Origin of the sequence: Phenylobacterium sp. (genome assembly GCF_044371015.1) — a bacterium.
Taxonomy (GTDB): domain Bacteria; phylum Pseudomonadota; class Alphaproteobacteria; order Caulobacterales; family Caulobacteraceae; genus Phenylobacterium.
In genome coordinates this window covers 22,268-40,840 of record NZ_JBILUK010000002.1, presented here as the reverse complement: position 1 = coordinate 40,840, position 18,573 = coordinate 22,268, and the positions used below count along the sequence as shown (strand labels likewise).

Here is an 18,573-nt window from a genome sequence, read left to right as displayed (position 1 = left end):
GGCTCTCCGACAATACGCCCCGGGGCGGAGTCTTCCTGTTCGAGTCCGCCTTCGAGGTCCGGCGCGACCTGACCGAGCGTTGGGGCTTCGCGGCGTTTGTCGACGCCGGGGCCGTGGGCTCCAGCGGTGCGGTGGACTTCGGCGACCTGGCGGTCGGGGCCGGCGTGGGCGTGCGCTATAACCTGGGCTTCGCGCCCATCCGCATCGATGTCGCCACGCCGGTGAAACGGCGGCGCGGCGAGCCCCCCTTCCAGCTCTATCTCAGTATCGGCCAGAGCTTTTGAGCGCGGCGGAGACCAAACCGGCCCCCAGGCCGCCTCGCCGCAGAACCTGGCGATGGATCGGCGTGTGGGTTGCGTTGAGCCTCGCCTTGGCGGGTGTTGGGATCCGGTTCGGCGTGCAACTGCCGCCGGTGCGCAGCGCCATCGAGGCCGGTCTGGACGGTCTGAAGCTGGGGCGGTTTGGGCGGCTTGGCGTCGAAGGTCTGACCGGAGATCCCTGGACCGCGCCTCGGGCGCGTCGTCTGACACTGAGCGACGACAAAGGCGTTTGGGTCGAGGCGCGGGATGTTTCGATGCGCTGGCGGCCACTGGCGTTGCTGGGCCGCCGGTTTGAGGCGGGCCGGATCGAGGCGGCGTCGCTGCGCGTGCTGCGCCGGCCGCAACTGGGACCACGCCGGCCCGGCATCCCGCCGGTCTCGACGCGGATCGGAACCGTGCGGACGACCCTGGTCCTGGAGCCGGCTTTCGCGGTGCGGCGCGGCGTCTATGCGGCCACCGCCAGTTTCGACATCGCGCGGGTCGGCCTCAGATCCGGACAGGTGACGGCGATTAGCCAACTGCATCCGGGGGATCGTCTGGATGTCAGGTTCGCTGTCGGAGGCCCGCGGCCGATGCGCTTGCGCGTCGATGGCCTGGAGGCGCAGGGCGGAGCGATCGCGGGGTCGCTGGGGCTGGCGGCGGATCGGCCGTTCCGGCTGTCCGTGGCCGCGGACGGCGAGCGCGGCGGCGGTCGTTTCCTGGCTCTGGCGACCAGCGGTTCGGCGCGGCCGTTGGACGCATCGGGTCGCTGGACGTCGGCCGGGGGGTCGACCCGGGGCCGGATTGATCTTGCGGCCTCAAGCCACACGGCGCCCTGGGCCGAGCGACTGGGGCCGGAACTGCAGTTTGAAGGGACCGGGCGTCCTGTGGCGGGTGGCGGCTACCGGCTCGTCGGGGTGCTGGCCACGGAAGCGCTGACCGTGCGGCTGGATGGCGAGGGCGATCCCGTGGCCCAACGGACGGGCGCCGGGGGCCTCAGGGTGAGCGCCCGGGCCCCGGCGTTGGCGCGAATCCTCGGTCTGGAAGCCGCGCAGGCCGGACCCGCAGGCTACGATGGGGTTCTGCGGGGCGACGGCCGGAACTGGACACTCGATGGGCGCCTTGCCGCCAATGCGCTGGGGGTGGGCGACGGCTACCGGCTGGCGAGCGCCACAGGGCCGCTGATGCTGGCCTGGCGCGGACGCGAGATGGTCCTCAAGAGCGACCTGACCGGCGCGGGCGGGGCCGGGCAGGGGTTCACGGCGACGCTGCTGGGCGCTGCACCGCGACTGAATGTGGAGGGGGCCAGATCATCGGCCGGGCAGCTGCAGTTGCGCGCGCTGACCTTGGCGGGACGCGGCCTCGAGGTGACGGCGAAGGGCTCGCGCGGCCTGCTCGGCGGGTTCGCCCTGTCCGGCGAGGCGCAGGCGCGTCGGCTGGAGGAGGCGCGGGTCGGGGCCAGCGGCGGGGCGCGGGCGACCTGGCGGGCGGATCAGGCCAGCGCGGGCGCGCCCTGGCGGCTCTCGGTCGAGGCGCGCGGCGAGAATCTGGCGCTGGGCTATGTGGAGCTGGACCGGTTGCTGGGCGCGAGCCCGAGACTCGATCTGGCGGGAACCTGGGGCGCCGGCGCCCTGGCGCTGTCGCGGGCGGATCTGGATGGCGCGGCGCTGGACGCCAGGGGCCAGGGGGGCATGACGCGCGACGGGAGCCTGGCCCTCCGGGCGGACTGGTCGGCGCAAGGGCCGTTCCGCGCGGGGCCGGTGGAGGTGACAGGCGCGGCGCAAGGCGAGGGGAAAATCTCGGGGCCCATCGGTTCACCCAGGGTCGAACTCACGGCGCGGATCGAGGCGCTGGACATTCCGCGGCTCCCGCTGCGCGACGGACGCCTGGCGCTGGTGTTCCAGCGGCAGCCGGACGGTGGGGCGGGTACGGCGAGCCTGGAGGCGCTTAGCGGCTACGGGCCGGCCCGCGGACGCACGGACTTCGCCTTCGCGCGCGGCGGGCTGGATCTGGACGCGCTGGACCTCGATGCGGGGGGCCTCAAGGCCAGGGGCGCTGTCTCCCTGCGGCGCGGCGCGGCGTCGCGCGCCGACCTGACGCTGGATGTGGGACCGGGGGCGTTTCTCGACGCCGGTCGCGCGAACGGGTCACTGCGGATCGTCGATGGCGCCGGTGGGCCGCGCGCCAATCTGGCGCTGACCGCACGCAACGCCCGCTGGGGCGGCCGGGACTTTGTGGTCCGCGCCGCGAGCCTGACGGCCGATGGTCCGATGTCACGACTGCCCTTTGCGCTGTCCGCGCGCGGGGTCTCGCAGCGAGGCCCATGGACGGTGGATGGGGGCGGGACCGCGACTTCCCTCGAGCCCGGCTATCGCATTGGCTTCGACGGCAAGGCGGGGATCGCCGGGCGGCTGCTGGAGACCACGGAGACGGCGACCTTCCGCTTCGGAGGCGAGGACTCCGCCGCGCGCCTTCGCCTGGCCAGCTCCGACGACGCCCGCATCGCGCTGGACTTCGCGCAAAGGGACGGGACGGTGGAGGCGACGGCGTCGGCCGAGCGGTTGAGCCTGACGCTGATCGACCCCGACCTGGACGGCCGCGCCGAAGGGATGCTCGCGCTGCGGGGCGAGGGCGCACGCCTTGAGGGCCGGCTCGACGCGCGCCTGACCAGCGCCCGAGGGCGTGGAACACCTGCCGCGCGTGGCCTCGACGGGTCTGTGCGCGCCACTCTGAGCGATGATCAACTGACAATCTCCGCCCGCACGGTCGATGCGCGGGGCCTGAACGGAGAATTCGATCTGACCCTGCCGACCGAGGCTTCAGCGCAGCCGTTCCGGGTGGCGGTGGCGCGGCAAAGACCCATGCGCGGGACATTCCAGGCCGAGGGCGAGGTGGGGCCGCTGTGGGCGCTCCTGATGGGCGGAGAGCGGACTCTTTCCGGTGCGGTGAGGACGAACGGAACCCTGGCCGGCTCCTTGGCCTCGCCACGCGCTTCGGGGCGGATCGAGGTGGCGCGCGGACGGTTCGACGACGGCGCGACCGGTCTCTCCCTGCGCGATGTGACTCTCAATGCGGTGTTCAGTGAGCACGATCTGCAGGTGCTTGAGGCTTCGGGGGGCGACGGCCGGGGCGGCACGCTCTCCGGGGCGGGCGTGATCGGGCTGGGGCAGGCCGACTCCTCGACCTTCCGGCTGGACCTGGCGGGGTTTCAATTGATCGACAATGAGCAGGCGCGCGCGACGGCCAGCGGACGCCTGACCGCCAGCCGGGTTGCCGAAGGGCAGGTCAAGCTGGCCGGCTCGCTTTCGATCGACCGCGCCGACGTCGCCGCGGAGCCGCCGACTCCCAGCGGGGTCGTGGCGATGGATGTGATCGAGGTGAACCGGCCGGACGACCTCGCCCCGCCGCCCGTGGCGCGCCGCGGTCCGGGCTGGGCGCTGGATGTGAAGCTCTCGGCGCCTCGTCGGGTTTTTCTCAAAGGGCGGGGATTGGACCTGGAGCTGTCGCTCGACGCGCAGGTGGGAGGCGCCACCAACAATCCGCGTCTGACCGGCGTCGCGCGCGTGGTGCGGGGCGACTACGACTTCGCGGGCAAGCGCTTCACCTTCGATGACCGGAGCCTCGTCTATCTTTCGACGCGGCCGGAGGCGATCCGGCTGCAACTGGACGCTCAACGCGACGACCCGACGCTGAACGTGACGGTGCGGATCCGCGGAACGGCGGCGCGGCCGGAGGTGATCCTGACTTCGTCACCCAGCCTGCCCGAGGACGAGATCCTGTCGAAGGTGCTGTTTGAGCGGTCGGCGTCGCAGCTGTCGCCGGTGGAGGCGGCGCAACTGGCGTCGGCGCTATCGTCGCTGGCGGGCGGCGGCGGGCTGGACGTGGTGGGCAATCTGCGCGCCTTCGCCGGGCTGGACCGGCTGGCGTTCGGCGGCGGCGACCAGAGCGGCCTGACAGTTTCCGGCGGTAAGTACCTGACTGATGACGTCTATCTGGAATTGACCGGGGGCGGGCGCGATGGGCCTTCGGCGCAGGTGGAGTGGCGGATCGGCAAGACGCTGTCGATCCTCTCGCGGCTTGCCGGGCAGGCGGGGAACCGGCTCGCGGTGCGGTGGAGACGCGATTACTGAGCGATCTGGAGGACCCGATCCGTGGGTTCGATCGCGCCCAGGCGGAGGTCCGGCAGCAACGCCAGCCGGGCGTAGAGCTGTTCGAAGTCCGCCAGCGTGGCGTCCAACAGGGCCCGGAGCGAAGGCACGGCGAAGTAGACGTCCTGGAAGTCGTCGATCCGGTAGGGGGTGCGCATCACCCGGGCGAGATCAAACCGGAGCCGGAGAGGCTTTGGGCTTTCGAGGGCATATCGGCTCTCGGCGGCGCTGGACGCGATGCCGGCGCCGTAGATGCGCAGGCCGGCGGGGGTTTCGACCAGACCGAACTCGACCGTGTACCAGTAGAGACGGGCCAGGTGGTGCAACTGACCGCGACCGAGGGCCCGCAGACCGCCCTCGCCATAGGCCTGCATGTAGTCGGCGAATACGGGGTCGGTCAGCATCGGCACATGGCCGAACACGTCGTGGAAAACGTCGGGTTCCTGAAGATAATCAAGCTGTTCCGGTTTCCGGATGAAGCGTCCGGCCGGGAAGCGGCGGTTGGCCAGGTGTTCGAAGAACACCGCGTCCGGCACGAGGCCCGGCACGGCGACCACCGTCCAGCCGGTCAGGCGCGAAAGGTCGGCGTTGAGGCGCGCGAAGTCCGGTATGCCCGATCGGTGGAGGTCGAGCGCATCGAGGCCCCGGAGGAAGGGATCGCAGGCGCGACCATCGAGGATTGCGGTCTGGCGCTCATGCAACGTCACCCACACCCGATGCTCTTCGGCGGTGTAACCAGACCAGCCCTGGTCGATGGTCCAGTCGGTGCGCGCACCGTGAGGCGGAACAAGGCTGAAATCGTCGGCCATGCGCAGAATATGACCTTCTGCGCTCGGATTATTCGTTCGATTTTCGTCGTTCAGGCGGTGTCTTGCGGCAAATTCGTGCGCGCTGAGCGCGCCTGCCTAGTGACCGATGCCGCTGCGCAGACGGTACTGGCCCTCGTCGAAGGTCTCGAAGATCAGCGAGGCCTGGGGGTGGCCGACCGGTTGTCCCGTATCGTCGACCAGCAGGTTCTGTTCCGAGACATAGGCGACGTAGGCGCTCTCATCGTTCTCGGCGAGCAGATGGTAGAACGGCTGATCCTTGTGGGGCCGGATGTGCTCAGGGATCGACAGCCAGTATTCCTCGGTGTTGGCGAACACCGGATCGACGTCGAAAATGACGCCGCGGAACGGATAGACCCGGTGGCGCACCACCTGGCCGATCATGAATTTGGCGAGTCGCGTATCCATCGTCGCGAGCTTAGCTCTCTCTCCTGACTGGAAGGTGAACGTAGTGTCGGCGACGCGTCATGCAACCGTCGTCTTTCGGCTGCCCACAACCCTTGCTAAGGTCGCCTCGAAATCAGGCGCCGCCGCCGGCGGGGCCTGCGTAGGACGAGAGTCGGTCCATGAACGAGGCGCCGCGAGCGCCCGGGCTTCCATCGCGAGGCCGGGAGATTGCCCAAGCGGGGGCGTCGGGCGAGCCGCCGTGCTACGCCGCGCTGGACCTTGGGACCAATAACTGTCGCCTTCTGATCGCCACGCCATCGGCCGGCGGCTTCCGTGTCGTGGAGGCCTATTCCCGGATCGTCCGGCTGGGCGAGGGGCTCTCGCAGAGCGGACGGCTGTCGGATGCGGCCATGGATCGGGCGCTGGCGGCGCTGAGGGTCTCCGGTGAAAAGGTGCGCCGCCGCCGCGTGGTGAAGTTCCGCGCGATCGCCACCCAAGCCTGCCGGATGGCGGACAATGGGCAGGCCTTCGTCAATCGGGTGGCCAACGAGACCGGCGTCAAGCTGCAGATCATCTCGCCGCAGGAGGAAGCCAAACTCTCGGTCGCCGGCTGCCTCAACCTGCTGGATCGCCGATTTGATGCGGCGCTGGTGGTGGATGTCGGCGGCGGTTCGACGGAGTTGTCGTGGGTCGATCTGGCCGCGCCGCCGCAGAACGGCGCGCCGCCGCTGAAGGCCTGGCTGTCGGTGCCGTTGGGCGTGGTGACCCTGGCCGAGCGGTTCCCGGAGGGTGACGCTGCGACCGAGACCTGGTTCCGCACCATGGTGGACTATGTGAAGGGCGAGATCGCCGCCTTCACCCGCGCCGATCCGCTGAGGCCGCTGTTCGAGGACGGGCGCGCACATATGGTGGGAACCTCTGGTGCGATCACCAGCCTGGCCGGCGTGCATCTCAAACTGCCGCGCTATGACCGAAACCGGGTGGACGGGATCTGGATGACGCGCGCCCATTGTGACGCGGCGACGGCGGCCCTGCTGGCCCTTGATGCTCGGGGTCGGGCCGACCAGCCCTGCATCGGACCGGACCGGGCGGACCTGGTGCTGGCCGGCGCAGCGATCCTGAGCGCGGTGCAGGAGCAGTGGCCCTGCGAGCGGGTGCGGGTGGCGGATCGGGGTTTGCGCGAGGGCATACTTCTCTCGCTGATGGCCGAACGGAAGAGCGGGCGCCGTCGGCGACGCAGGAGAGGCGGATCGAAGTGACCGAGCCGCCACGCAAGCGCATGGTGAAGCCGCCCACCGGCGGCCTGGAAGGCGGCCGTGGCAAGCCCGCCCGCCTGAAGACCGCCAAGGAGCGCACGCCCAGCCAGCAGGCCTGGCTGGAACGCCAGATCAACGACCCGTTCGCGGCCAAGGCGCGCGCGCTCGGCTATCGCAGCCGCGCGGCGTTCAAGATCACCGAGATCGACGACCGGTTTCACCTGTTCCGCAAGGGCGTGCGGGTGGTCGATCTGGGGCTGGCGCCGGGCGGCTGGACCCAGGTGGCGATCCAGCGCGGCGTGACCGATCTCGTGGGCGTCGACCTGTTGCCCGTCGATCCGCTGCCGCCCGCGCAGATCCTGCAGATGGACTTCACCGATCCGGCCTGCGGGCCGGAGCTGATGGCGCGGCTGGGCGGGCCGGCGGATGTGGTGCTTTCGGACATGGCGCCCAATACGGTGGGCCACCGGGAGACCGACCACCTGCGGATCATCGGCCTTATCGAGGCCGCCGCCGACTTCGCCATCGAGGTGCTGAGGCCCGGCGGGACATTCGTGGCCAAGGCCTTCCAGGGCGGCGGGGCCGACGGTCTGATCGCTCATCTGAAGCAGCACTTCAAAGAGGTGCGCAACATCAAGCCCAAGGCCAGCCGGCAGGACTCCTCGGAACTGTTCCTGGTGGCGACGGGGTTCAAGGGCCGGTAGATCGCCTCTGAGCAGCGCTGCTCGGCCGAATCCCAGCCTGTGACGTCGGCTTAGCGCCATCGCCCCTTGCCGCGCCCCCCGGCGGGCGCCTATACGCGTCCCGCAAAACGGAGAGTCTCATGGAGATTCGCGAAGGGCTCACCTTCGACGATGTTTTGCTCGAACCCGGCCCGTCCGATGTCATGCCGACGCAGGTCGATGTGGCGACCCGGTTCACGCGCGAAATCAGTCTGAACATTCCGCTGGTGTCCGCCGCCATGGACACCGTGACCGAGAGCCGGCTGGCGATCGCCATGGCCCAGTCCGGCGGGATCGGGGTCCTGCACCGCAACCTGACGGTTGAGGAACAGGCCGATCAGGTGCGCGAGGTGAAACGTTACGAAAGCGGGATGGTGATCAACCCGCTGACGATCAATCCGGACACGCCGCTGTCGGAAGTGCTGGCGATCAAGGCGCGGCGAAAGATCTCCGGATTCCCGGTGGTCGACCCCCAGACCGGCCGGCTCTGCGGCATCCTCACCAATCGCGACATGCGTTTTGAAGGGCGTGGAGATATCCCGGCCAAGGCGTTGATGACGCATGAAAACCTGGTGACGGTGAAGGAGGGCGTCAGCCAGTCCGAAGCCCGCGACCTGCTGCGGCGACACAAGATCGAACGGCTGATCGTGGTGGACGACGATTACCGCGCCGTGGGCCTGATCACCGTCAAGGACATGGAAAAGTCCCAGGCCCACCCGAACGCCGCCAAGGACGTCCAGGGCCGGCTGTTGGTGGCGGCGGCCTCGACCGTCGGCGACGCGGGCTATGAGCGCTCGATGGCGCTGGTGGATGCGGGCGTCGACGTGGTGGTGATCGACACCGCCCATGGCCACAACGCCTCGGTCGCCGAGGCGGTGAATCGGGTGAAGCGCGAGACCAACCGGGTGCAGATCGTCGCCGGCAATGTGGCGACCCATGACGGCGCCCGCGCCCTGATCGGGGCCGGCGCCGATGCGGTGAAGGTGGGGATCGGGCCGGGCTCGATCTGCACCACCCGGATCGTGGCCGGGGTGGGCGTGCCGCAGCTGACCGCCATCGCCGATGCCGTGCGCGCGGCCTTGGGCACGGATGTGCCGATCGTCGCGGACGGGGGGATCAAGTACTCCGGCGATCTCGCCAAGGCCCTGGCCATGGGCGCCTCGGTGGCGATGATGGGCGGGGTGTTCGCCGGCGTCGACGAGGCGCCGGGCGAGGTGTTCCTCTATCAGGGGCGGTCGTACAAGTCGTATCGGGGCATGGGCTCGCTCGGCGCCATGGGCCAGGGCTCGGCGGACCGTTACTTCCAGAAGGACGTCACGGACGCGCTGAAGCTGGTGCCCGAGGGCATCGAGGGCCAGGTGCCCTACAAGGGGCCGATCGCGCCGATCCTGCACCAGATGATCGGGGGTCTGCGGGCCGCCATGGGCTATGTGGGCGCCGCCGACCTGAAACAGTTCCGCGAGCGGGCGCGGTTCATCCGCATCACCGGATCGGGCCTGCGCGAGAGCCACGTGCATGACGTGATGATCACCCGGGAAGCGCCGAACTATCCCAGTGCGGTTTGATGTCTGGGCTGTCTGATGCGTGAAGGCGGGCGGCTGGCCGCGGCCATTGAGGTGCTGGGCGAGATCGAGACGCGGCATCGCCCGGCGCGGCTGGCGTTGAAGGCCTGGGGCGAGGCCTCGCGGTTCGCCGGCGCCAAGGACCGGGCTTGGGTGTCGGGCCTGGTGCTGGACGTTCTGCGTCGGCGCCGGTCGCTGGGTTGGCGGATGGGCGCGGAGACGCCGCGCGCGGCGGCCCTGGGCGCGTTGGTGTTTGACTGGGGCTGGTCGGCGGACCGCCTCGCTGAGGCGGCGGGAGAGGCGCCGCACGGGCCGGGCGCCCTGACCGAAGACGAGCGGAAGCGCCTGGAGACGCCGCGCGATCTCTCCGAGGCTCCGGCGTCGGTGCAGGGCGACTATCCAGGTTGGCTGGAGGCCGGATTCGCGCGGGTGTTCGGAGAGGCGGCGGCCGAAGAAGGCGCCGCCCTGGCCGAGCGCGCGCCGGTGGACCTGCGGGTCAACACGCTGAAGACCGATCCGGAGCGGGCGCTGCGGGCGCTGGCGCCGTTTTCGCCCGAGACCTCGCCGCTTTCGCCACTGGCCCTGCGGGTGGCGGCGCCGGCGGCCGCCGAGCGCGCCGGCGCGGTGGAAGCGATCCCGCAGTTCGGCAAGGGCTGGTTCGAAGTGCAGGATCTGGGCTCGCAGGTGGCGGCGCTGGCGGCCGGCGAGGTGAAGGGCAAGCAGGTGCTGGATCTCTGCGCCGGCGGCGGCGGCAAGACGCTGGCGCTGGCGGCGGCCATGGCCAACACCGGCCAGATCTACGCCTATGACAGCGACGCGCGGCGGCTGACCGACACGGTGCGGCGGGCGGAGCGGGCGGGGGTGCGGAACCTGCAGGTCCGGACGCCGCTCAACACCGAACCGCTGGCTGACCTCAGCGGGCGCATGGACGTGGTGTTCCTGGACGCGCCCTGCAGCGGCTCCGGCGCCTGGCGGCGGCACCCGGACACCAAGTGGCGGCTGACGCCCGAGACTCTGGCCCGTCGACAGGCGGACCAGGACCTGGTGCTGGACCAGGGCGCGGGCTTCGTGAAACCGGGCGGCCGGCTTGTCTATGTGACGTGCTCGGTGCTGCCCGAGGAGGATGAGGACCGGGTCGAGGCCTTCCTGGCGCGGAACGCGGACTTCGGCCGGCGGACCGCCTCTGACCGGGCGGAGCACGCCACGTTCCTCACGCCGCTGGGCGACCTGCGCCTGACCCCCCGATCCGCCGGAACCGACGGGTTCTATGTGGCCGTGCTGGAGAAGCTGACATGACCACCGCCGCTCAACATGACCGCGTGCTGATCGTCGATTTCGGCAGCCAGGTGACCCAACTGATCGCGCGGCGGCTGCGCGAGGCGGGCGTCTATTGCGAGATTCATCCCTACGACAAGGTCGAGGCGATGCTGGAGGCCTTCGGGCCGAAGGCGATCATCCTGTCGGGCGGCCCGGCCAGCGTGCATGAGGCCCACAGCCCCTCCGCCCCGCAGAAGGTGTTCGAGCTGGGCGTGCCGGTCCTGGGCATCTGCTACGGCGAGATGACCATGTGCGCCCAGCTGGGCGGAGCGGTGGAGGGCGGCCACGATCGCGAGTTCGGTCGCGCTGAGATCAAGATCGAGCGGGAATCGCCGTTGCTCGAAGGACTGGGCGCGCTCGGTCACACCGAGACCGTCTGGATGAGCCACGGCGACAAGATCACGGCCATCCCGCAGGGCTTCGACGTGGTCGCCACGTCACCCGGCAGCCCCTACGCCGTGATCGCCGACGAGGGTCGCCGCTTCTATGGCATTCAGTTCCATCCCGAGGTGGTTCACACCCCACGCGGGGCCCTGATCCTGCGCAATTTCACCCACCGCATCGCCGGGCTCACAGGCGACTGGACCATGGCCTCCTACCGCCAGGAGCAGGTGCAGAAGATCCGCGCCCAGGTGGGCGACGCCAAGGTGATTTGCGGCCTCTCAGGGGGCGTGGACTCCTCGGTGGCCGCGGTGCTGATCCACGAGGCCATCGGCGAGCAGCTGACCTGCGTGTTCGTCGACACCGGCCTGTTGCGCAAGGACGAGGCGACCCAGGTCGTCACCATGTTCCGAGACCACTACAACATTCCGCTGGTACACGTTGATGCGGGTGACCTTTTCCTGGGCGAGCTGGCCGGCGTCACCGACCCCGAGACCAAGCGCAAGACCATCGGGCGGCTCTTCATCGACGTGTTCGACAAGGAGAGCGCCAAGATCGAGGGCGCCGCCTTCCTGGCGCAGGGCACGCTCTATCCCGACGTGATCGAAAGCGTTTCGCCCACCGGCGGGCCCTCGGCGGTGATCAAGAGCCATCACAATGTGGGCGGCCTGCCGGACTACATGAAGCTGAAGCTGGTCGAGCCGCTGCGCGAACTGTTCAAGGATGAGGTGCGGGCGCTGGGCGTCGAGTTGGGCCTTCCGCCGGCGTTTGTGGGGCGGCATCCGTTCCCGGGCCCAGGGCTGGCGATCCGCATTCCGGGCGAGATCACCCGCGAAAAGGTGGCGGTGCTGCAGCAGGCGGACGCCATCTATCTCGACGAGATCCGCAAGGCGGGACTTTACGACAGCATCTGGCAGGCCTTCGCCGTTCTGCTGCCGGTGAAGACCGTTGGCGTGATGGGCGATGCGCGCACCTATGAGAGTGTTCTGGCGCTCCGCGCCGTGACCTCGACCGATGGGATGACGGCCGACTTCTTCGAGTTCCCCTGGGAGGTCCTGGGCCGCTGCGCCACGCGGATCATCAACGAGGTGCGCGGCGTGAACCGCGTCGTCTACGATGTGACGAGCAAGCCGCCCGGGACGATCGAGTGGGAGTAGGGGCGGCTGACGCGGCCGGCGCTCGACCGTGAGATTCAACGCGTGTCGGGCAAGGTCTTGAGCAGCAGGCCGATCGCCCGATTCAGCGCAGCGTCGGCGCTTCGGGAGCCGGAATAGCGTCCGATGCGGGTGATGACGAGCTGACGGGACGGGATGATGATCGTGTACTGGCCGCCGGCGCCGGCCATGTAGTAGGCGTCGGCCGGCAGGGTGAACGCCCCGTTGGCGGCCAGCCAGAAGAAGCCGCCATAGATCGGGCGTCCATCGGCGACCCAGGCGGGCGCCGGGGTGCTGACGAACTTCGCGAAGCCCTCCGGCAACAGGCGTTTGCCATTCCAGACCCCGTCCGCGAGGTAGAGGTTGCCCAGTCGCGCCCAGTCGCGGGCGCTCAACAGCTCGGCGCCCTGGGTGAGGAAATTGCCGGTCGCGTCGGTCTCCAGCGTCGCGGTGCGAATGCCGAGCGGGTCGAAAAGGGCGCGTTGCGGGTAGCTGTGATAGTCGAGCCCGAGCTTACCGGCTCCCAGCTTCACGAGATAACTGCCCAGTACAGGATCGGTATTGCGATAGCGGCCAATCACGCCCGGCTTCCATTCCGGCTGACGAGCGGCGGCGTAGGCGAAGGCGTCCGGCCCGCCATAATAGTACCAGTGGTCGGCCAACCGACCGTCATCGACCCACTCCGGGTCCTGCTGAGCGCGGATTCTCAGGCCGCTCGACATCTGCATGATGTCTCGGATGCGGATCGCGGCGCGGGGATCGCCCGATCCCTGCCATTCCGGGATCGGGGCCGGCTGGTCCAGCGTGTAGACGCCGCGCTGCATCAGCGTACCCAGCAGCGAAGCCACGATGCTCTTGCCCTTTGACCAGCCTTCCAGCGGCGTCTCCGGCCCGGCGCCCAGCGCATAGCGCTCGCCGATGAGCTGGCCCTTCCAGGTCACGACCACCGCCTGGGTGAAGGCGTCGTCCGGATTAAAGGCCGCGGCGATGGCGGCGTCGAGCTGGCTCCGATCCACGCCGGCGGGTGTGACCGCCACCTCATCGCTGGCGGCTGCGGCGGTAAGCTGGGGCGTCACCAGTTGGGGCGTGAAGCCCAGCGCCGCGCCGCTCTCGGGCAGGATCACGCAGCCCTGACTGCCCACCCGCCGAGCCGTCCGCAGCTTGCCGTCGGGGAGTGAGACGCGGACTTCGTTCTGCGCGCTGTCGATGACGGGGTCCGAGATCTGCACCCGCTCGATGGGCGGGACCAGCGGGTTCCCCTCGCCCTGTGTGTCGCGGGCGAACCTTGGCGACATGCCGCCGATGAAGACGGCCGAACAGACTCTCTGAGCGAAGAGGGCGGCGGCGTGACTGAGCTTGTCGACCGGAGCCGGGATCCAGACGCCGGGAAGCTCGGCGGCCTTGGCGCGTTCGAGCATCGCCCGGCGCTGCGCGGCGGCGTCGGATGTCTGCGCCGAGGCCGGGAAGGCCAGAAGCGCCCCCATCAGGAGCGTCAGGACGCGATGCATGGAAGGTCCCCCGAATCCGATGTTTCATCCTAGGTAGGGGGCGCGGCCTTGTCGCCATCTGGCGGGCGGCGCTTATGGACGGATCAGTCCTCCAGCCCACGTGCGGGTGTCCGCGTTTCGTAATCCAGCACGGCCAGCTGACGTCGGAGCATCGAGACCTTCACGCCGTCGGCGGCCAGCAGCATGGCCTGGCGTTCGACGCCGCCTGGGAGCTTCGGGTTCAGGAAGCCGCCCTTCTTCAACACGCGCCACCAGGGGGTGAGCGTTTCCGGGGCCTGGCCGTGGGCGCGGCGTTCCTCGGCGGCGCGGGCGGACATGTTGGCGAAGATGGCGGTGGAGACCGGGCAGGCCACGGCCACCTGATGACGGCGGGCGAGGGCGGCGCGCAGGTCATCGAGTGTGACAACCTCGCCGGGGCCGATGTTTCGCACCAGGCCGTCGACCTCGGCCGGCGTGGACACCACCATGGCGCCGCCTCCGGCCTCGCGGTAGCCGGGTGCGCCGGGCGGGATCATGTGGACGATGTGGGGCGTCTTGCCGCTGTTGAGGTGGTCGAGCGCCGATTTCGCGCGGGCCATGGTGGAGCCTCCTTTTGCTGAGGGATCCTTGGCATGGGAGGTCTTCGGCCGGAATAAGAGCCGTTTGTTCCGGGTTTGATCCGGCTCAGAGCTTGGCCGGCGCCTCGATCTGGTAGATCGCATCCGTGATCTCTTCCAGTTTGGCCGACAGGATAGCCTGGGCGTCGGCGAGACCCTGGTTGTAGAGATGTGGTCCGAGGGCCTCGATCATGTGGTCGAGGAGGAACTGGGCGTCGAAGCCCCGCACCTCCAGCCCCAGTTCGCGTTCGATATAGGCGCTGAGCGATCGGGCCAGCGCCTCGCGGGTGTCCTTGGGGAGTTCGATCTTGGCCATGGCGGGGGAACGATGACGGCGCGGCTCTATGGCATCAAGGCCTGCGACACGATGAAACGCGCCCGCGACTGGCTGGACGCGCGCGGCGTGGCCTACGAATTCTACGACTACAAGGTCGAGGGCGCGGACCCGGCGAAAGTCGCGGACTGGGTGGAGAAGGCCGGCTGGGAGACGGTGTTGAACCGCAACGGTACGACGTTCCGCAAGCTGCCCGATGCGCGGAAGCAGGGTCTCGACGCCAATTCAGCCATCGCACTGATGGTCGAACAGCCCTCGATGATCCGTCGGCCGGTGCTGGAAGCTGGCGATCGGCTCTTGGTGGGCTTCAAGCCGGACGTTTACGCCGCCGCGTTCGGCTGAGAGTGCGCGCCCGCGGAACATGACGAAGGTTTCATCCGTCGGATCGCATCCGTTTGGCCGGGCCGGCGACTCCTACATCACAAAGGGCCAAGAGCCCGCGCCTTGAAGAGGAACTGACAAGATGGAAATCCTAATCCCGCTGGCGTTTTTCGCCATGATCGCGGCGATCGTGGTGATCCCTTCGTGGCTGAAGAGCCAGGAGCGCCAGAAACTGGTCGAAACCATGCGCATCGCGCTGGAGCGCGGCCAGCCCATGCCGCCGGAGCTGATCGACGCGATGTCGTCGAATGTCCGGGAACCCAAGCTGCCGCCGTCACCGCAACGCGACCTGCGGACCGGGATCATCTGGGTGGGGGTTTCGCTGGGTCTGGTGGCGCTCGGCCTGATCGTGGGCATGGAGGAGCCGGACGCCAGCTATTGGTTCGTGGGCTTCGCCGCGTTCCCCGGATTTGTCGGACTGGCCTATGTGATCCTGGGTTGGCTCAACCGCGGCAAGGCCTGAACCTGGGCGCTGGGGAGTTAAGAGCCCATGCCGGGCGACACCACCACCTACGCCAGCCTGCACGACGTGGAGCTTTGCCGCTTCGCGGTGTCGGGCGAGGGCCGCGCCTTCGGAGAGCTCGTGCGCCGGCACGGCTCGGGCGTGCGAACCCTTCTGCGCAGAATGGGTGCGCAGCCGGCCGAGGCGGACGATGTGGCGCAGGACGCTTTCCTCACCGCCTTTGAACGGATCGCGGAGTTCCGAGGCGAGGGCGCCTTCGCCGGCTGGGTGAAGCGGATCGCTGCCCGACTCTATCTCGGGCGGCTGAAGCGGGATCGACGGCTCAAGGCGCTGGACGACGCCGGGATCGATCTCGAAACGCCCGGCGAAGCCGACGAGCCCGGAGATCGGCTGGATCTGGATGAGGCGCTGAAGGGGCTTTCGACGGCGGAACGGCTCTGTGTGTCGATGTGTTATGGCGCGGGGCTTTCGCACAACGAGGCCGCTGAGGCCTTGAACCTGCCTTTGGGAACGGTCAAATCCCATGTCAAACGTGGTCTGGATAAGCTCAAGGCGCGCCTCTCAAGCGACGGCGCGGCCATGGAGGGAAGCCGCAGCCATGGCTGAGGTCGAATTTGAGCGGCGGCTGGAGCGGCTGTTCGCCGCGGGCTCCGAGCTGGACGACGCCCAGGCGTTCGCTGCGCGTGTGGAGCGCAGGCTGAACCGCGGCTGGACCGCCCGACGCTGGCTGATCGGGGCCGCGGGCATCGCCGGCGGCGTGATCGGCGCGAGCCAACTGGTGTTTTCGAATCTCCCCGGCCGGGTCGAGACGGCGGAGCAATCGGCCCGCGCCCTCGGCGCGGGTCTGGCGCGGGTGAGCCCAAACCCCGATCTGTTGGCGGCGCTTTCCGGCGACTACGGCCTCTGGATGGCCGTCGGCCTGGCGGTGCTGACCTTGGGCTATGCCGTATCGCGGATGATCGACGAGTTTTGAGCGCCGGTCCTCCGGCGGCCAGCTACGTATGACCTTACTCGCATGTGCGGCCTTGAGGGGCGGGGCGGGCCGCTATAGGTTCCGCGCCTTGTTCAGCGACCGGTCGCCGGAGCCCCCAGACACGTGACGGATCTATTCGAAGAGGTCGAGGAGCAGCTCCGCACCGACCGATACAAGCAGCTTGGTCTCCGCGTCCTGCCTTGGGTGGCCGGGATCGCGGGCGCAGCGCTGATCAGCGCCCTCGGCTATTGGGGCTATGACTCCTGGCGGACGACGCAGATTTCTGAAGCCTCCGAACGTTACGCCTCGGCGATCGACGCCTTTGCGGGTGGTGACCGGGAGGGCGCGCGGAAGCTGTGGACCGAGGTCTCGCAGAGCCGGGCTCCGGCCTACAAGGCGCTCTCGTTGATGCACCTGGGCGCCTACTCGCTCAACGCCAACAACGTCACCGAAGCCGTCCGACAGTTCGACGCCGCGGCCGAGGCCGCGCCCGATCCGCTGATCGGCGACGCGGCTCGCCTCAAATCCGCCTTCGCGCTCCTCGACACGGCCTCCTTCAGTGCGATGGAGGCCCGGTTGAAGCCGCTGATGGAAGAGGGACGTCCCTATCGCCTCCAGGCGCGCGAGGCGCTGGCCTACGCCAAGCTGAACGCCGGGGATCTCAAGGGCGCGCGCGGCGACTTCGTGCTGCTGACCCAGGCGCTGGACGCGGGCGAAGGCCTGCAATCCCGGGCTCGCGCGGCCATGGGACTGATCGACTCCGGTACGGCCAAGGCGCTGCCGCAGGTGGTGAAGGCCGCGGCCGCTCTGCCGCCGCCGATGATGATGCCTCCCGGCGCACAATCGATTCCGCCGCAGGCCGGCGCGCCGCAATGACCCGGCGCATCGCGTCCTTGGCGGTAATGACCGCAGCCGCGCTGGCGCTGGGCGCCTGCTCGACCATCAATCGCTTGAATCCGTTCGACAACAACGACGGCCCCGCCGAGACCGCCGGTGAGGGTGAACGGATTTCGATCATTCCGCCGGACCAGATCCTGGAACCCACCGCAGCGCTGAAGGACGTCGATTTCTCGATTCCCCAGGCGGTGACGGTGGCCGCGTGGCCGCTCCCGGGCGGAACGCCCGAACAGTCGCTGGGCCATGTGGCTGCGGGCGCCAATCTTTCGATCGCCTGGCGGCGCAGTTTCGGGGCCGGCGACAGCCGCGGTCGCTATGTGACGGCGCCGCCGGTCGCCGCGGACGGCAAGGTCTTTCTGATGGACGCCGACGCCCGCGTGGTGGCGCTCGACGCCCGCACCGGGAGCCAGGTCTGGCGCACCGGCATCAATCCCGGCGACAACCGGCGGGACCGGCTGGCGTTCGGCGGCGGCGTGGCCTTCTCGGACGGCAAGCTCTACGTGTCGTCGGGTTTCCGCGAGATGCTGCAGCTTGACGCGGGCACGGGCGCGATCGGCTGGCGGGCCAGGACGCCTGAAGCCATCCACGGGGCGCCGACGGTGGCGGCCGGCCGGGCGATGGCGATTTCGCTCGACAACACGCTGCTGACTTTTGACACGGCGACGGGCGCGCCCTCTTGGACCTATCAGGCGCTGGCCGAGTCCGCGCGGATTCTGTCGGCCTCGAGCCCGGCGGTGTCGGGAGACACCGTGGTCGCGGCGTTTGGCTCCGGCGAACTGGTCGCGCTGCGGGCCGCCAACGGCAACGATCTGTGGAACGAGGCGCTTTCGCGCGCAAGCCGCACCAGTGCGCTCTCGGAGATCCGCGACATTCCGGGTCGGCCGGTGATCTATCAGGGCGACGTGTTCGCCGTGAGCCATTCGGGCGTTTTTTCGGCGACCGACCTGCGCACCGGTCAGGCGCGCTGGAGTCTGCCGGTGGTGGGCGTGACCTCGCCGTGGCCGGCGGGGGATGTGGTCTATGCAGTCTCCAAGACCGGCGAGGTGATCTGCGCCAGCCGTGAGAACGGGCAGATCTACTGGATTCGCAACCTCAACGAGGGCTTCAAGGCCAAGCGGGTCGGCGGCGTGTTCGGCATCGGCGGGCAACGCCAGACGCGTCCGATCTGGTCGGGTCCGCTGCTGGCCAATGATCGCCTGCTCATCGTGGGGCAGACCGGCTATCTCGTGGCTCTGAACGCCAAGACGGGCGCCGTCGAGCGTCGGATCGATATCAAGGCGCCGGCGACCATCGCGCCGATCGCGATGGGCGACACCGTCTATGTGGTGACCCAGGACGCCGATCTGATCGCGATCCGCTGATCCCTGC

General features: G+C 69.3%; 18 protein-coding genes. 13 read left to right on the top strand and 5 right to left on the bottom strand.

Features of this window, described 5'->3' with window-relative positions; genetic code table 11:
* Together ACIQ3R_RS00465 and ACIQ3R_RS00460 are read left to right on the top strand one after the other, a co-directional pair.
* On the top strand, positions 1-284 hold a 284-nt coding region (locus tag ACIQ3R_RS00465), incomplete at its 5' end, for a BamA/TamA family outer membrane protein (protein ID WP_397413816.1).
* Positions 285-358: 74 nt separating this feature from the next.
* Positions 359-4,429 (top strand): translocation/assembly module TamB domain-containing protein, encoded by a 4,071-nt coding sequence (locus ACIQ3R_RS00460; RefSeq protein ID WP_397413814.1) that lies wholly within the window; start codon positions 359-361, stop codon positions 4,427-4,429.
* On the opposite strand, the gene phhA is transcribed toward ACIQ3R_RS00460, so the two are convergent.
* Together phhA and hspQ are read right to left on the bottom strand one after the other, a co-directional pair.
* Positions 4,423-5,256: a phenylalanine 4-monooxygenase gene (gene phhA / locus ACIQ3R_RS00455; RefSeq protein WP_397413811.1), complete on the bottom strand. Its 834-nt coding sequence runs from the start codon at positions 5,254-5,256 to the stop codon at positions 4,423-4,425. The genes ACIQ3R_RS00460 and phhA overlap by 7 nt on opposite strands.
* 96 nt (positions 5,257-5,352) lie before the next feature.
* Positions 5,353-5,682, bottom strand: coding sequence for a heat shock protein HspQ (hspQ, locus tag ACIQ3R_RS00450; RefSeq protein ID WP_397413809.1), 330 nt, complete (start codon positions 5,680-5,682; stop codon positions 5,353-5,355).
* Between the two features lie 158 nt (positions 5,683-5,840).
* On the opposite strand from hspQ, the gene ACIQ3R_RS00445 reads away from it, so the two are divergent.
* The 5 genes from ACIQ3R_RS00445 to guaA all read left to right on the top strand — a co-directional run bounded on the left by ACIQ3R_RS00445 (position 5,841) and on the right by guaA (position 12,056).
* Positions 5,841-6,920 carry a Ppx/GppA phosphatase family protein gene (locus ACIQ3R_RS00445; protein ID WP_397413807.1) on the top strand — a complete coding sequence of 360 codons (1,080 nt, stop codon included), beginning with the start codon at positions 5,841-5,843 and terminating at the stop codon, positions 6,918-6,920.
* A gap of 20 nt (positions 6,921-6,940) precedes the next feature.
* Positions 6,941-7,621, top strand: a complete 681-nt coding sequence (locus tag ACIQ3R_RS00440) for an RlmE family RNA methyltransferase (RefSeq protein ID WP_397413818.1) — start codon at positions 6,941-6,943, stop codon at positions 7,619-7,621.
* Positions 7,622-7,740: 119 nt separating this feature from the next.
* The gene (gene guaB / locus ACIQ3R_RS00435) at positions 7,741-9,204 is read left to right on the top strand and encodes an IMP dehydrogenase (RefSeq protein WP_397413805.1); all 1,464 of its coding nucleotides are present in this window, start codon (positions 7,741-7,743) and stop codon (positions 9,202-9,204) included.
* A gap of 15 nt (positions 9,205-9,219) precedes the next feature.
* Positions 9,220-10,497, top strand: coding sequence for an RsmB/NOP family class I SAM-dependent RNA methyltransferase (locus ACIQ3R_RS00430; protein WP_397413802.1), 1,278 nt, complete (start codon positions 9,220-9,222; stop codon positions 10,495-10,497).
* Positions 10,494-12,056: a glutamine-hydrolyzing GMP synthase gene (gene guaA / locus ACIQ3R_RS00425; protein ID WP_397413799.1), complete on the top strand. Its 1,563-nt coding sequence runs from the start codon at positions 10,494-10,496 to the stop codon at positions 12,054-12,056. Before ACIQ3R_RS00430 ends, guaA begins: the two co-directional genes overlap by 4 nt.
* Positions 12,057-12,091: 35 nt before the next feature.
* Here guaA and ACIQ3R_RS00420 read toward each other — a convergent pair whose 3' ends face one another.
* From ACIQ3R_RS00420 to ACIQ3R_RS00410, 3 genes are all read right to left on the bottom strand, one after another.
* On the bottom strand, positions 12,092-13,561 hold the full coding sequence (locus ACIQ3R_RS00420; protein ID WP_397413797.1) for a serine hydrolase domain-containing protein: 1,470 nt from the start codon (positions 13,559-13,561) through the stop codon (positions 12,092-12,094).
* A gap of 83 nt (positions 13,562-13,644) precedes the next feature.
* Positions 13,645-14,139 carry an MGMT family protein gene (locus tag ACIQ3R_RS00415; RefSeq protein WP_397413795.1) on the bottom strand — a complete coding sequence of 165 codons (495 nt, stop codon included), beginning with the start codon at positions 14,137-14,139 and terminating at the stop codon, positions 13,645-13,647.
* A gap of 85 nt (positions 14,140-14,224) precedes the next feature.
* On the bottom strand, positions 14,225-14,473 hold the full coding sequence (locus ACIQ3R_RS00410) for a DUF2164 domain-containing protein (RefSeq protein WP_397413793.1): 249 nt from the start codon (positions 14,471-14,473) through the stop codon (positions 14,225-14,227).
* A gap of 12 nt (positions 14,474-14,485) precedes the next feature.
* On the opposite strand from ACIQ3R_RS00410, the gene ACIQ3R_RS00405 reads away from it, so the two are divergent.
* The 6 genes from ACIQ3R_RS00405 to ACIQ3R_RS00380 all read left to right on the top strand — a co-directional run bounded on the left by ACIQ3R_RS00405 (position 14,486) and on the right by ACIQ3R_RS00380 (position 18,566).
* A complete protein-coding gene (locus ACIQ3R_RS00405; RefSeq protein WP_397413791.1) occupies positions 14,486-14,833 on the top strand; it encodes an ArsC family reductase in 348 nt (115 codons plus the stop codon).
* 121 nt (positions 14,834-14,954) lie between these two features.
* A complete protein-coding gene (locus tag ACIQ3R_RS00400; RefSeq protein ID WP_397413789.1) occupies positions 14,955-15,335 on the top strand; it encodes a DUF6249 domain-containing protein in 381 nt (126 codons plus the stop codon).
* Positions 15,336-15,362: 27 nt separating this feature from the next.
* The gene (locus tag ACIQ3R_RS00395) at positions 15,363-15,941 is read left to right on the top strand and encodes an RNA polymerase sigma factor (protein WP_397413787.1); all 579 of its coding nucleotides are present in this window, start codon (positions 15,363-15,365) and stop codon (positions 15,939-15,941) included.
* Positions 15,934-16,308, top strand: a complete 375-nt coding sequence (locus ACIQ3R_RS00390) for a hypothetical protein (protein ID WP_397413785.1) — start codon at positions 15,934-15,936, stop codon at positions 16,306-16,308. The genes ACIQ3R_RS00395 and ACIQ3R_RS00390 overlap by 8 nt, the downstream gene beginning before the upstream one ends.
* A 123-nt stretch (positions 16,309-16,431) precedes the next feature.
* Entirely contained in the window at positions 16,432-17,184 is a 753-nt protein-coding gene (locus ACIQ3R_RS00385; RefSeq protein ID WP_397413783.1) for a tetratricopeptide repeat protein, read from the top strand.
* On the top strand, positions 17,181-18,566 hold the full coding sequence (locus ACIQ3R_RS00380; RefSeq protein WP_397413780.1) for a PQQ-binding-like beta-propeller repeat protein: 1,386 nt from the start codon (positions 17,181-17,183) through the stop codon (positions 18,564-18,566). Before ACIQ3R_RS00385 ends, ACIQ3R_RS00380 begins: the two co-directional genes overlap by 4 nt.
* Positions 18,567-18,573 lie beyond the last annotated feature (7 nt).